General features: G+C 44.6%; 13 protein-coding genes. 7 read left to right on the plus strand and 6 right to left on the minus strand.

All coding sequences use genetic code 11. The features are described 5' to 3' along the window. Positions 1–55 precede the first annotated feature (55 nt). From MKHDV_RS07990 to MKHDV_RS08000, 3 genes are read left to right on the plus strand one after another with little or no spacing between them, the layout of a single operon-like run. Positions 56–847 (plus strand): molybdenum cofactor biosynthesis protein B, encoded by a 792-nt coding sequence (locus MKHDV_RS07990; protein ID WP_160714060.1) that lies wholly within the window; start codon positions 56–58, stop codon positions 845–847. A gap of 12 nt (positions 848–859) precedes the next feature. After that, complete coding sequence (locus MKHDV_RS07995; protein WP_160714062.1) at positions 860–2,188, plus strand: HD domain-containing phosphohydrolase; 1,329 nt, start codon at positions 860–862, stop codon at positions 2,186–2,188. Further along, the gene (locus MKHDV_RS08000; protein WP_160714064.1) at positions 2,185–3,054 is read left to right on the plus strand and encodes a 4-hydroxybenzoate octaprenyltransferase; all 870 of its coding nucleotides are present in this window, start codon (positions 2,185–2,187) and stop codon (positions 3,052–3,054) included. The genes MKHDV_RS07995 and MKHDV_RS08000 overlap by 4 nt, the downstream gene beginning before the upstream one ends. A gap of 58 nt (positions 3,055–3,112) precedes the next feature. On the opposite strand, the gene MKHDV_RS08005 is transcribed toward MKHDV_RS08000, so the two are convergent. The 4 genes from MKHDV_RS08005 to MKHDV_RS08020 all read right to left on the minus strand — a co-directional run bounded on the left by MKHDV_RS08005 (position 3,113) and on the right by MKHDV_RS08020 (position 7,344). Further along, complete coding sequence (locus tag MKHDV_RS08005; protein WP_160714066.1) at positions 3,113–4,663, minus strand: phosphoethanolamine transferase; 1,551 nt, start codon at positions 4,661–4,663, stop codon at positions 3,113–3,115. A gap of 155 nt (positions 4,664–4,818) precedes the next feature. Further along, positions 4,819–6,054 (minus strand): P-loop NTPase, encoded by a 1,236-nt coding sequence (locus MKHDV_RS08010; RefSeq protein WP_160714068.1) that lies wholly within the window; start codon positions 6,052–6,054, stop codon positions 4,819–4,821. 270 nt (positions 6,055–6,324) lie between these two features. Next, positions 6,325–6,981, minus strand: a complete 657-nt coding sequence (gene hypB / locus MKHDV_RS08015) for a hydrogenase nickel incorporation protein HypB (RefSeq protein ID WP_160714070.1) — start codon at positions 6,979–6,981, stop codon at positions 6,325–6,327. Between the two features lie 9 nt (positions 6,982–6,990). Continuing rightward, positions 6,991–7,344: a hydrogenase maturation nickel metallochaperone HypA gene (locus tag MKHDV_RS08020; RefSeq protein WP_162859845.1), complete on the minus strand. Its 354-nt coding sequence runs from the start codon at positions 7,342–7,344 to the stop codon at positions 6,991–6,993. 141 nt (positions 7,345–7,485) lie between these two features. Here MKHDV_RS08020 and MKHDV_RS08025 point away from each other — a divergent pair, with 141 nt between their 5' ends. The 3 genes from MKHDV_RS08025 to MKHDV_RS08035 are packed head-to-tail and all read left to right on the plus strand — an operon-like array spanning position 7,486 to position 9,814. Continuing rightward, on the plus strand, positions 7,486–8,214 hold the full coding sequence (locus MKHDV_RS08025) for a hypothetical protein (protein ID WP_160714072.1): 729 nt from the start codon (positions 7,486–7,488) through the stop codon (positions 8,212–8,214). A gap of 37 nt (positions 8,215–8,251) precedes the next feature. Beyond that, positions 8,252–9,055, plus strand: a complete 804-nt coding sequence (locus MKHDV_RS08030) for a lipopolysaccharide assembly protein LapB (protein ID WP_160714074.1) — start codon at positions 8,252–8,254, stop codon at positions 9,053–9,055. Between the two features lie 27 nt (positions 9,056–9,082). Continuing rightward, entirely contained in the window at positions 9,083–9,814 is a 732-nt protein-coding gene (locus MKHDV_RS08035; RefSeq protein ID WP_160714076.1) for an AMIN domain-containing protein, read from the plus strand. A gap of 105 nt (positions 9,815–9,919) precedes the next feature. Here the strand turns inward: MKHDV_RS08035 and MKHDV_RS08040 are convergent, their stop codons facing one another. After that, positions 9,920–10,120 carry a heavy-metal-associated domain-containing protein gene (locus MKHDV_RS08040; protein WP_160714078.1) on the minus strand — a complete coding sequence of 67 codons (201 nt, stop codon included), beginning with the start codon at positions 10,118–10,120 and terminating at the stop codon, positions 9,920–9,922. A gap of 155 nt (positions 10,121–10,275) precedes the next feature. Between MKHDV_RS08040 and MKHDV_RS08045 the strand changes: the two genes are divergently transcribed. Continuing rightward, positions 10,276–12,819 (plus strand): heavy metal translocating P-type ATPase, encoded by a 2,544-nt coding sequence (locus tag MKHDV_RS08045; protein WP_160714080.1) that lies wholly within the window; start codon positions 10,276–10,278, stop codon positions 12,817–12,819. A gap of 230 nt (positions 12,820–13,049) precedes the next feature. On the opposite strand, the gene MKHDV_RS08050 is transcribed toward MKHDV_RS08045, so the two are convergent. Continuing rightward, positions 13,050–13,472, minus strand: coding sequence for a hypothetical protein (locus tag MKHDV_RS08050; protein WP_160714082.1), 423 nt, complete (start codon positions 13,470–13,472; stop codon positions 13,050–13,052). Positions 13,473–13,539 lie beyond the last annotated feature (67 nt).

The following is a 13,539-nucleotide window of genomic DNA, read 5'->3' on the forward strand; positions in this document are numbered from 1 at the left end:
ATCATTAAAAAATGTAGAAGAAAACTGACCTGCAATATATTGCAGCCGAAAATACATGAATATATATTCTATTACAGCATTACAGGTGTTAGCTCAGGGTGATATTGTTTTCATCGGTAGAACTGGTGAAGACGCTGATCTCGCAGCGAGCATTAATACTCCTTTGCCTCCTGCATTCTTTCCTGTGGGCACTACATTTGTCGCCGCAGACAGTGCTGAAAAGCCTTGCTGCATAGTCGTTCAGAATGGATATTTTCCTTCGCATAGCGGCATGCACTCTGTTGAAGGCATGTGGGTTAAGATGCTTTCCGGTTTTGATGAAGGAACTTCCTGTTCAGTTGCTCCCACAAAAGAGGCGTTGAGTCTTGCGTGGATTACGCTTTCTGATAAGGGTGCGCGTAAGCAGCGTGAGGATGCAAGTGGTCCTTTAATTGAAACAATTGTTCGGGAAAAGTACGAGCTTGCATATGTTCGCGGGTACATGATTCCGGATGAAGAATTACAGTTGCGTCAGCTCCTTGTTGATTTGGCGCTACACCAAAAATTCGATCTGATTTTAACAACAGGCGGCACCGGGGTTTCTCCTCGTGATGTTACACCTGAAGCAACTGTTAAAGTTATTGATCGCCGCCTTCGCGGTGTTGAACAGGCAATGATGGCAACGAGTTTGAAGAAAACTCCGCATGCTGTTGTTTCACGCGCGATTGCAGGTACTTTAGGTACTTCTTTGATTGTGAATATGCCGGGAAGTACAAAGGCTGTTGCAGAAAATTTAGAGGTAGTTCTTCCTGCGTTTGGCCACACCATTGCCAAACTTCAGGGCGACCCAGCTGATTGCGGGAACTAGGTAGGAGAAGCTGTGGTATTTCAGCATGAGTGTCAGGGGCCGGGGCTAGCTTTTACAGAAGGTAGTAATTTTAAAGTTCGGTTGTTCGATCTTGTCAGCGCATTAGCTCGTTCATTGGATATGGTTTCGCAAACTCTTGCGGGGCATCATACCAATGTCGGTTTTTATGCGTCGCGCATAGCTGACTGCTATGGGTTGAGCAGCTTTGAGAAACGCAATGTTGTTCTTGCGGCTATGCTGCACGACATCGGCGCTGTTTCACTATATCCCGCTGTAGATTCTCTCTTATTTGAAGATGATACAATTAAACATTCTATAGCTGGCTCGGTGATAATAAGCTCATCGAAAAAGTTACAGGATGTTTCTAAGCTTGTGGAGTATCATCATACCCCATGGGAAGAATTGCGGGGTATGAACAAACACTATGAAATCAGTAATATTATTAACTTAGCTGATTTTATTGATGTTCATACTCGTCGAGACCGTCCGGTGAGACACCAGATTCCAGTTCTAATTGAGTTGTGCCGTAAGCATTCCGGCACAATGTTTAATCCTGACTATATTGAAGCGCTTCGCGAAGCTGAATCGAAGCGTAATTACTTCCATCGGTTACACTCCGAGCGCACAGAAAAATCCTTAAATCTTTCGACACAGTTCGACTCTGATATCCTTGATGCCGAAGGCGTCTTGGACTTTACTGGTTTGTTCGCTAAAGTTATTGATTTTCGTAGCCGTTTTACCGCTACGCATTCACAAGGTGTGGCTGTAACATCCAGTGTACTCGGACGTTGGCTTGGATTTAATGAAGTCGAGCAGGCTTTGTTCCAGATCGCTGGACGGTTGCACGACATCGGAAAACTTGCAGTTCCAGCAGCACTTCTGGAGAAGAACGGTCGGTTAACAACGGAAGAATTTGCTATTATTCAGCGTCACGCAACGTACACAGAACATATTCTCTCCGGTATCCCGGGGCTGGAAGTGATTCGTGACTGGGCTTGTCAGCATCATGAGCGATTAGATGGAACCGGCTACCCAAGAGGGATAGCAGGTAAAGATATTTCTTTGGGATCTCGTATTCTTCAGGTTGCAGACGTATTTACTGCGATCACAGAAGATCGTCCGTACCGTGGCGGTATGGACTTTAAGCAGACAACAAAAGTTTTACGCCAGCTTGGTGATTCAAATAAACTTGATCCTATTGTTGTTGAAGTGCTCATTGAGCGATATGATGAGATCAATGAACTGCGCTGTAAAGGGCAGACTCAAGCCCTCGAGCATTTTTCTAACTATTCAAAAGTATTGTACAACAAGTACGGTATTGTCGCTAAGGATGTTTCATGAGTTCGGCTTCAACACCCCTTGAGAAGTTTGGCGCTGTGTGCCGAATGATCAAGATAGAGCACTCAGTTTTTGCGCTTCCATTTGCGTACCTCGGACAGTTTATTGCGTCTGGCGGATTTCCTTCGTTAAAGCCGTTTTTGTTGCTCACTGTGGCAATGGTGGCTGTGCGTTCAGTTGCAATGGCATTCAACAGAGTAATCGATTTACCGTTTGATGCAAAAAACCCGCGCACCCAGCAGCGTCCTCTTGTGACGGGTGAGATTTCACCAACGCAGACTTGGGTGTTCATCGCGATTATGGCTGCAATTTTCGTGATTGCCTGCTTCTTTATAAATGACCTTAGTTTTAAACTTTCGCCAATCGCGCTGTTTGTGGCGGCCTTCTACAGCCTGCTCAAACGCTTTACATGGCTTTGTCATTTCTGGCTTGGAGCTGTTCTTGCGCTTTCACCATTAGCAGGTTGGATCAGTGTTGACCCACAGTTTACAGTACCTGCTGTGTTGTTTGCGTGGGGGATTTTGTTCTGGGTTGCAGGGTTCGATATTATCTATTCCTGTCAGGATACAGAGTATGACCGTTCTGTAGGATTGAATTCAGTTCCTGCACATTTCGGTCTTGAATCAGCTCTTGTTATCTCATCATTCTGTCATGTGGTAACATCAATGATGTTCCTGATGGGCGGCTGGGCAGCAGGGCTTGGATGGCCTTATTTTGCTGTGTGGGCTGTTGTTTCCGGTATCCTTTACTGGGAACACTCCATTATCAGTGCCGACGATATGAGCCGTGTGAATATGGCATTTTTCACAATGAACGGATTTATTTCTGTGATGCTTTTTGTAGGCGCGCTTGCAGGCATTTACATGTAATATATTTTCTCTATAGAAATGAAAAAGGGAGAAGCTGATAATCAGCTTCTCCCTTTTTTTATTCTTGTAGTGCCTGCACGTTTCTGGCTGTAATCAGGACAGGTTGCGTACTATGTGGGAGAAGTATTCCCCCTAAGTTAATGACCCATGGAAAGAAAACGTCATGGGAAAGTTTAGCACCTCGTTGTTTCTTTAATGCTGTAACTATGTCCGGATTAAGCAGATTATAAGTATCGGAGTACCATACAAAAAATGGAACTTCTCGTTGCTCAATGATGTCGGGGTTACCATGGCCGAAACGGCCTTCTTCACCGAGAGATTCACCGTGGTCTGAACTGTAAATAACGATTGCGTTTTTATTGCGGACAAGGTCGATAATCGATCCGATGAAAGCGTCAGTGGCAAGGATACTGTTGTCATATGCATTGTTAACTATATCTATCTGCATATCCTCACCATATGAGTCCGGAACAAATTTTCTAAATTCTTTTGTATATCGCGCAGCGTAATTTGCGTGGCTGCCACGAGTATGAATAGTGATAGCTTGGTTAACAGAAGCGTTTTTTAGTACGCCCTTTAGGGGGTCGAGGAGCATGGCGTCATGGAAGCTATTATATGAAGTTCGACCAAATTTGTTTCGGAATAATTTTTGGTCAATTTCGCCGATAGCATTCGTAGTAGGGGTGTCGTTACTTGTGAAACGGTCGTTTGCAGACAGCCATGTTGTTTTGAAACCATGTTTCTTAAAGACTCCGAGGTAGGAATTCATGGTGGTTTCAGGTTTTGCTAATGTTGCAGGGGTGATCATAGCTGGAACAGAAAGACGTGTGTAGGCAGCGAAAGATGTGATGGCACCAAAGTTAACAAGGTTTTTTTCATTACTAAGGCGTGGAGTCGTTTCGCGCGAGTATCCGTTAAAGTGAAATCTATCTGCTCGTGCTGATTCGCCGATGATGACAATTATCTGCAACGGGGTTTCTTGCTTCAAGGCAAGTGAGTCAAGCTTTGCTGAACCGATAAGTTCTTTTTGGGTAATGTTTTTTGCATATTGCCCAGAAAATTCAGCAAGTCCGTTGAATACACAATATGGAAATACATACTTAATTGCCACAACTGGACGAACGGTTTGTACTTGGGGAGTTTTTTTGAATTTACCCAGAAGGACGGTTGCGGGTACAATGAATAACAACAATAAAGCAAGAGTCTTAAGTTGAAATTTGCCAGTGGAGCGCTTCAATAAATATCCGAAAATGAGTGAGAATAGTAACGCTATTGCTCCAAACATAAGAAGCTTGGATGTTACAAATTCACCGGCTTCTCCGCTGTTTGTTTCCAGCAGAAGAAAGAGGAGCTCTTTATCGATTTTAATTCGGTAGATACCGTGGAAGTAGCTAGTAAGTGCGCTTATGAAAAAGATGGGTGGAATAAGTATACTGGCAAGCCCACGCACCTGAGAGATTGCATACATTACACAAAAGTTGAAGGACAGGAGGTAGATTACAGACGGGATAGCATAAAGGGAAGGAAGCCTCATCAAGTCGGGAAGCATCATTGCTGAAAATGCAATAGCAAGAATCGCTGCAAGATACTTTTTGTCGAATGCAAACATCTCTAAATTTCCTTGAACTGTCTGTAATTTAACATTTTATTGCAAAAATAGTTTTAAGAAACTTGCTCAGATTGCCTGTCATAAAAAATAAAAGCAACTCCTTTTCAGCTAGGAAAAGGAGTTGCTTCTCAGCGTGATCATTAAAAAATAACTGGTTAACCAGCGGCTAACAATTTTCCTTCAATAAAGTCAGTCACTACTGTCACAGGTGCATTAACAGTGATGCCTTTAACAAGGGAGATATGTTTTTCTTTCAATGCATCGCATGCGTCCTGCGGTACGTCTTTTGCCAGAACGTATCCAGCATCAAGACGTTCGAGGAAAGAAGCTGCTGCTTTTGGTTCGTATGCTGGAGCATCAACTGTTTCTGTAGATACAATCTTTTTAGTCTCTGCATCTGCTACTGCGATAATGTACTGTTCCGCCAAATGCATGGATGGGGACAGTGTACCTTTGGTAACAGGCAGTGCAATTTTAATTGTACCTTTATGCGGTGGAAGAATCGGGTGCAGTTTGTTAGCTGGCTCTGCGCCGTCATCAAGCATAAGGATTGGTTTAAGAATTTTCTGGAAGCACTGAGCTGTCGGGCTATCCTGCTTTACAGTAAGGAGTGAGAAACCTTCGTCGCCGGAACGAACAACTTCCGGATCAAGTGGAATGTCACCGAGGAAGCGTACGCCAACTTCTTTAGCAAGGTCTTTACCGCCACCTTTGCCGAAGATGTTCTCAACATTGCCGCACTGTGAACACACAATACCGCTCATGTTTTCGATGATACCAAGAACCTGATTCCCAACGTCACCTACAAAGGTAACGGAGCGGCGTACATCATCGATAGCAACACCCTGTGGAGTTGTTACGATAACAGCCAGTGCGTCGTTGCCAAGGAGCTGCATAACGGAAAGAGGCTCGTCGCCGGTACCCGGCGGGCAGTCAACAACCATGTAGTCAAGGTCGCCCCAAACAACATCAGAAAGAAGCTGTTTGATGAAGCCCATTTTTACAGGACCACGCCATACAACAGGCTGGTAGGAGTTAGGCAGTAAAAAGCCCAGAGACATAACAGAGAGGTTCTTGCTCCATGCGATAGGCTCGATGAAGGACTCTTCGATATGCACTTTGGAATCACGCATGCTTAACAGACGAGGCACACTAGGGCCGTGTACGTCTACGTCAAGCAAGCCGACTTTTTTACCAGCAAGTGAAAGACCGATAGCGATGTTGGTCGCAACGGTACTTTTACCAACGCCACCTTTACCGGACATAACAACAATTTTATGTTTAATACGGCTGATGGTTCGTTTCATCCGTGCTTCACCAGCATCTAATTCAGTAGGTGCTCCGCCGCAGGAACCGGAAGAACAGTCACCACTGCTGCAGTCAGTACTCATGTTGGTCTCCAAACAGTAGAATATGCCGCGTTGAAAAAAACAATCTGTCCAGTGCGGCGATTAATTAAGGCAGATTGTGTGAAATCTAAGTACAAAGTCAGTAGTCACTAACATGTGAGTTGTCCAGAGGCCAACGTGCTTTTTTTATGCACTTTGGTTTATTTGATGACGCTAGTGCTACTAAGGTAAAACTTTGGTGAAAAAAAGCCCCCGTGATACGGGGGCATATATTCAAGAGTTACCTGTATACGAAATATCAGGTGTCAGATGCTACTTTTGTTTTCCGGCATGCGCTTTGCGCAGCCATTCGTACCAAGTGTCGAGACCTTCACTGGTAGTACAGGAAGTCTGGAAAATTGGCATGTCTTTGTTCAACTGAGTAGCAAACTGCATTGCACGTTCAACATCAAACTGAACGTACGGGAGCAGGTCACATTTGTTCAGAATCATTGCTGAAGATTTTTCAAATAAGGCCGGATATTTTTCTGGTTTATCGTCACCTTCAGGAACGCTGAGCAACGCGACTTTAAAGTCTTCGCCGCAATCAAATTCAACAGGACAAACAAGGTTGCCGACGTTTTCAATGAACAGAATATCGATCTCGTTCATATCAAGGTTAGCGAGCGCAGCAGTGATCATGTTGCTGTCAAGGTGGCAGCCGCCGTCAGTATTGATCTGGACAGCTTTAGCTCCAGTTTCTGCAACTCTGCGGGCATCATTGTCTGTCTGACAGTCACCTTCGATGACAGCCATCTTAAATTCACCTTTAAGGTCTGTAAGAGTGCGTTCAAGAATAGAAGTCTTGCCCGCGCCAGGTGAACTGATGAGGTTAAGAACAAGAATGCCGTGTTTGGCAAAGAGTTCTTTTAAATTTACTGCGATTTTGTCATTCGCTTCAAGTATGTTGCGTACTACTGGGATTTCCATTGGGATTATTTACTCCGCTTCAAGATGATCTACGTAAAGTTCTTTTCCTGTGAGCACTGCGTGGCCGAATAAATTTTCGCACGACGGACACGGCATATAAAATAGATCCGTTCCCTCCGGTGTGAACTCTTTCGAGCATTCACCACAAGTAACAGTGACAGGAATTTCTTTAAGTTCCAGCTCAGCATCTTCTAAAGGGCTTTGCTTGGTTTGTACTTCAAAGGCAAACGAAAGTGCGTCGGGCACAAGGTTAGTCAGCTTACCGTAACAAACTCGAACCATAAGCAATTTAGAGGCATTATGCTTTGCCATCTCTTCCTTGACGATATCAATTAGACTTGCTGCTATTGCCATTTCATGCATGTCAGAAACGTAAAGGAAAACATATTAACCGTCCACAATGTTTTTAAAATACTAGTTTGATGTCCTAACATGCTGTTTTCAAGACAAAACGGGTGTGATAGGGGTTAGATACATTATAAGTGCATATATTGGGGGCAATAGATGACAGAAGGTGTTTATCGCACCTCGTCCAATCTTTGGATTGGGTCGGGTGCAACGAGACGTAAGAGCATTTCGAAGAGATATTGGTACGCGAGTATAGGGGCAGAAGGCAACGTAGAGGTTCAACTTCTTACAAGTAACTTAACTCCAATTGGTGACAAACGAGTTGTAGAACTTGAAGAATTTGAACAGGAATATGTGTTTGAACCCGGTCTGTTAGCCGTTGCTGTACAGTCTACTAATTTGAGTACAACGCAGCAGGACCTTCAACTACAAAGCACAGCTTCCACTAATGAGACAAATGCGTTGCTGTCGAGGGTGCCCACCCATCGAGCCAAGAAGACGGGCTTAAAGTTAGAAGAAGAAGAGGCTACGGAAAAATTTGATAGAGGCATGACAATGCTTCGTAGCGGATATCTAAAGCAAGGTCGCCGGATGTTGCTGGCTGTTCCAGATAAAGATGTGCCGTGGAAATCAAAGCATAAACATTTATTTAATGATTTTGGAAAACGTTTACGGAAAGAACAACAACCTGAAATAGCATTGAAACATTACTTGAAAGCTGCGGAGCTTTCTCCTAATGATGATCATTTATGCTATAACATTGCACGCGTTTATTATGATTTGCGAAAAACAGCCGATTGTAAAAGATGGCTGCATCGTGCTCTTGTGGCAAATCCACAGCTTGAGCCTGCTCAAAAATTTTTGCAGGCAATAAAAAACAGGTAGTATCCACAGTAATTCGAACGTCATTAGGAAGTACGTTGTGTTGCAATTAGAATATAAAGGTGTGTACTCCACACTTGAATCTGAGCAGGGGACTGCGTTAACAGAACAGGAAAAACGCTACTGGCTTGTCTGGTTTACAGATAATGACACTGTAATGATTCAAGCATTATCTGCGAAGCGTACTGTTGCTGGAAAGCAGTATCGTCTTAGGGTTGAAGACTTTATTCACAGATTTATCAAAGAACCGGATGTTCTGTTGCAGCCGCAAGTGCTTGCCCATGCGCATCTGGTGGAGCATGAAGCACGCTCTTTGCCGGATGAGCCGTATATGTTTGTTCTTAAAGACAAGCATGGTGCGGATGTTACTCCGGAGCTTGTTTCTTCTTCAAAAGCTCTTGATATTGCCCGTGAAGAGGCTGAAGTTTTTGCCCGTGAACAAAAAACTCCGGAAAATGTAGCAAAAAATTTGAAGGTTAACTTTGAAAAAGCGCTTGATGCTCTTGAGAGCGGAGACAGGCGTAACGCATTAAAGTTGCTTACCAAGTTAGCAGAATCCAAAGAAGGTGTTTTGCCTGAACACAAGCACGTATTTGCTGGATTTGGTTCAGACTTGCGCAAACAGAAGTTACCTGCCGCAGCATTGCAGCACCAGCTTCGTGTTGTTGAACTTAGTCCAAAAGATGACCATGCATTATTTAACGTCGCCCGAGTGTATTATGATATGGGTGATTATGGTAATACCATTCGATACTTGAACCGTGCGATTGCAGTTAATGAAAATTTGAAATCGGCACAGCGCTTTCTTGAGTATGTACGCAGTGAGGGACGAGCAGCAAAATAGATGATGTAACCGCTGAGGGGAGGATGCATGAACCGCAATATTTCGATGTTGATATTACTGGCACTTGTGGTCGGGACTATTCTTATTGGCTATAATAAATGGATAATGAAAGATTTGTACACCATTTCCAATAAGGCGTCTTCTCAGCTGGCAGTGAATGTTGGCGCACAGGAAAGTAAGGCTTTGCAAGAAGTTGTTATCGACAAGAGTACGTCGGACACATTAGCGTCAGCCATTTCTGATGCGAATAGCACAACATCATCCACTGCGAAAGTTGCCCCGGCTTCTGCATCGAAAGCAACAGTTGTTACGTCCCCGAAGGCAGATACAGAAAAAATTCTTACTCTTGTTACTAAAACAGTGACGATTGCAGAGGTTCGGCCAGTAGTTGAAAAAAAGCCTTCACAGCAAGAAACTGTAACTTCGCCTGAAAGTGTGGTTGTTAAGAAAAAAAGTGATGGGCTTCAGCCCCTCGTTTCTGTTTCTTATGCGGATAAAAAGCTTACTGTATTTGCTGTAAATAAATTTACATACAAAATTTTTGGTTTGAAAGAGCCAGACAGGTTCGTAGTAGATGTGGTTGGTCGGTTTAGTGAAGAGTTGCCTGCACCGAAGGTTGTACAGGATGGACTGGTTAAGACTGTTCGCTTGGGACGTCATGACGATCGAGTCCGTATTGTTCTTGATTTAAAAGGGACACTTCCACCTAACTGGTCTGCAACTCAGACCAACGGCACATTATCAATACTTATGAAATAGGGCGGGTACGCTGAACTTTCTCTGTTTATTCCAAAAATAAAAATGGTTGTAAAGAAAAAGAGCCGGAGTATTCCGGCTCTTTTTCTTTATTGCTGCATGTTACAGCTATTTTTTAATTTCAAACCCGATTCCAGTAATGGCACCTTCAATGGTTTCCATAGGAACTGGTGTAGATTCTTTCCATTCTACTTTTCCTGAAAGCAAATCAATAGTAACATCGGAAATTCCATCAATAGCTTCAAGAGCTTTGGTAACTGCGCTTACGCAGTGCTGGCAGGACATTCCGGTAACAGTAATTGCTGACATATATAATCCTCATGCAACTGTTTAAAAAGAATTGTATTAACTCAGTCTCAGGCGTAGCATACCGAATCATTTAGTATCGCTCAACTATTCAAGTTTTTTTTTGTTCAGGTACTGAACATCTGTGATGGTATCTGTTCGAAAAAATGAGGTTTGTTATGACTGATAACCATATCGAGTCAATTGATCCAAAGGTGCTTCGTAAGGTCACCATGCCTGTAAAAGGTATGACATGTGCTTCTTGTGCCGCCCGTATTGAAAAGGATGTTTCAGAAGTGCAGGGAGTTACCACTATTGCCGTAAACTTGGCCACCGATTCTATGCAGGTAGAGTTTGATCCTTCGAAGATCAACGTTGCTGACATAGTACAAAAGGTTGCTAATACAGGATACGAAGCTGTGGCACCGGAAACAAGTTCTGCTAACGGTGGAACACTGCGCTTTTCAATTTCTGGAATGCATTGTGCCGCATGTTCTGCACGCATAGAAAAAGTTACAGCATTGATGCCGGAATTTGCGGCTGTTGAGGTAAACCTTGCAACTGAATCAGCCAGAGTAACCCCTGCCGCTGATGTTGATAAGGATTCTGCAGTAACAGCATTTTCCGAGAAAGTTGCCATGCTTGGCTTTGGTGCAACATTGCAGGAAGCCGAAGACGGTGGTGCGCAAGACGTAACCGCTATGTGGGAAGATCAGCAGGAGTCTATGCGGGAACGCCTTGCTGAAATGAAAGCTAAGCTTATTCCTGAAATTTTCTTCGCTTCCCTTTTGCTCATTATTGCCATGACTGAGATGGCAGGAATCAGTCTGCCTGAGTGGTTGGCTCCTCACTCTTCACCAAAAACTTTTTCCCTTATTCAATTGATTTTGGTTATCCCTATCATGTGGTCAGGGCGCGATTTCTATATACACGGTTTCAAAAACCTTTTCAGGGGCGCTCCTAATATGGATTCGCTCATCGCTGTGGGAACAGGCGCTGCGTTTGCCTACAGCCTTTGGGGAACCGTAGAAATCTATCTCGGTATTGATGTAATGGCCCGTGTTATGGATTTATATTTTGAGGCAGCCGGTGTGCTGATTGCTCTTGTTTCGCTTGGTAAATTCCTTGAAACACGATCCCGCGCGCATACATCAGATGCTATTAAAGGTCTGATGGAATTAACACCAGATACCGCTATCCGTATTGTAGATGGAGAGCAGCAGACAGTGCCTGCAACAGAAGTTGCCGCAGGTGACATTCTGCTTATTCGCCCGGGTGAACGCATTCCGGTTGACGGTAGTATTGTAGAAGGTTCCTCGAGTGTGGACGAATCCATGCTGACGGGTGAATCTTTGCCTGTTTCAAAAACAGTTGGAGATTCTCTTGCGGGAGGTACTGTAAATACCCATAGCGTTCTGACTATGAAGGCAGAGCATGTGGGTGCAGATACTGTTCTTTCTCGAATTATTCGCGTCGTGCAGGATGCTCAAGGGTCTAAAGCGCCGATTGCATCCATGGCTGACACGGTCAGTTTGTATTTTGTACCGATTGTTATGGGCATTGCGCTACTTTCCGGTCTTGCATGGCTTATTGCCGGGGCATCGTTTCCGTTTGCGTTACGAATATTTGTAGCTGTAATGGTTATTGCTTGCCCGTGTGCTATGGGGCTTGCAACTCCGACATCAATTATGGTTGCTACAGGACGCGGCGCACAGCTCGGTGTGTTGTTTAAAAATGGTACAGCCTTGGAACAGACCGGGCGTGTTCAAACTGTTGTTTTCGATAAGACCGGCACAATTACACATGGTAAGCCTGAGCTTGTTCATGTTGAATCATTGAATGGAATCGATGAAAAGACTGCGCTGGCGTATGCTGCATCCCTTGAAAGTCTTTCAGAGCATCCATTGGCAACTGCCATCGTGAAAGGTGCAAAAGAGCGTGGAGTAGAGTTACTCGAAACGCAGGATGTAACCGCAGAATCCGGTAAAGGTATTTATGGTACCGTGGACGGTAAAACCATTCGTATTGGTAATGCCGCTTATGCTGGAGTAGATCAGAATACGGATGTTATGGAACGAATGAAGACTCAGGCATTGCAAGGCCGTACAGCTCTTGTCATGGCCGTTGATGACAAACCTGCGTTACTCGTTGCTGTGGCAGATACTATTAAGCCGGAGGCTGCTTCTGTCGTTTCTCGACTGAAGGCACGTGGTGTTTCTGTCGTTATGCTTACAGGCGATAACAGTATCACAGCTGCTGCAATGGCAAAGCAGGCAGGCATTGAAACTGTTATTTCTGAAGTTCATCCGGAAGATAAAAGCGATACGATTATCGATCTTCAGAAGGAAGGAAAGCTCGTTGCTATGGTTGGTGATGGCATCAACGATGCTCCCGCGTTAGCTACTGCTGATGTGGGCATTGCCATGGGAACGGGTATTGATGTGGCTGTTGAGGCCGGTGATGTGGTGCTTATGTCCGGTGAATTAACTGGCGTGATTACTGCGGTTGAACTGAGCCGCGTAGCCGTTAGGAATATTAAACAAAACCTCGTATGGGCATTCGGTTACAACACGCTGGGAATTCCCGTTGCAATGGGGCTTTTGTTCGCGTTGTTTAATGGTCCGACATTATCCCCAATGATTGCTGGCGGCGCGATGGCGTTAAGCTCAGTCTCGGTTGTTTCTAACGCACTCCGCTTGCGATGGTTTAACCCAAAAGAGTAGTTTACGAATTGTCGTCCAAAGTACCTTCGAACTGCTGCCTAAAGTGACGGATGTTCACCTGCTTGAAAGATCGTGCGTGTCCACCCAAAAAGAATTAGCCATAATCGCAGTCAAGAGGGCGTCCCTCTTGTGGGGTGCAGGGGCAAGGCCCCGCCCGCCGGAGGCACTCCTCTCCCAAAAAAAACTTACCTACAGAAAAGGTGGCGCTTATCGCGTCACCTTTTTTTTGCCTAATATTGCTTGATATACTCTGAAATATTGTCGGCAGAGCAGTTTTTGCTCACCCAGAAGGCGGCAGCCCATACCATGAGTGCTGCGGCATCGGTGTTGTTGAGTCGGCAGAGCTTTGCTTCGAGCGTTTCTCTGCTGATGCCGTATACGTTATGTAGCTGATTGGTATTGCAGGCATCTTCAACGCGCAGGCGCAAGTAGTCTCCGCTGGAATTGTCCGGCTGAATTCGTAGGTTTTTGTGCGCAGCTATAATGAGCGCAAGTTCACTGTCAGAAAAGCTGTGCTTGATGGACGTGATTGCACGGAAAAAGGTATCCACAACCCAAGGCAGGATGAATTCTGCTCCGGCACTTTTTGTGCGGAAGTAGTCTTTCAGCCATTTTTCCTGTTCGTTCGTGATACGAGCGGCTACTTGCGGCATACAGAAGAACCTCCCATGTGTCTCTGGGGTAAATCTTCGGAGTGTACCGAGTCCGAAATGAAAATAT

It is taken from the genome of Halodesulfovibrio sp. MK-HDV (genome assembly GCF_009914765.1).
Lineage (GTDB): Bacteria > Desulfobacterota > Desulfovibrionia > Desulfovibrionales > Desulfovibrionaceae > Halodesulfovibrio.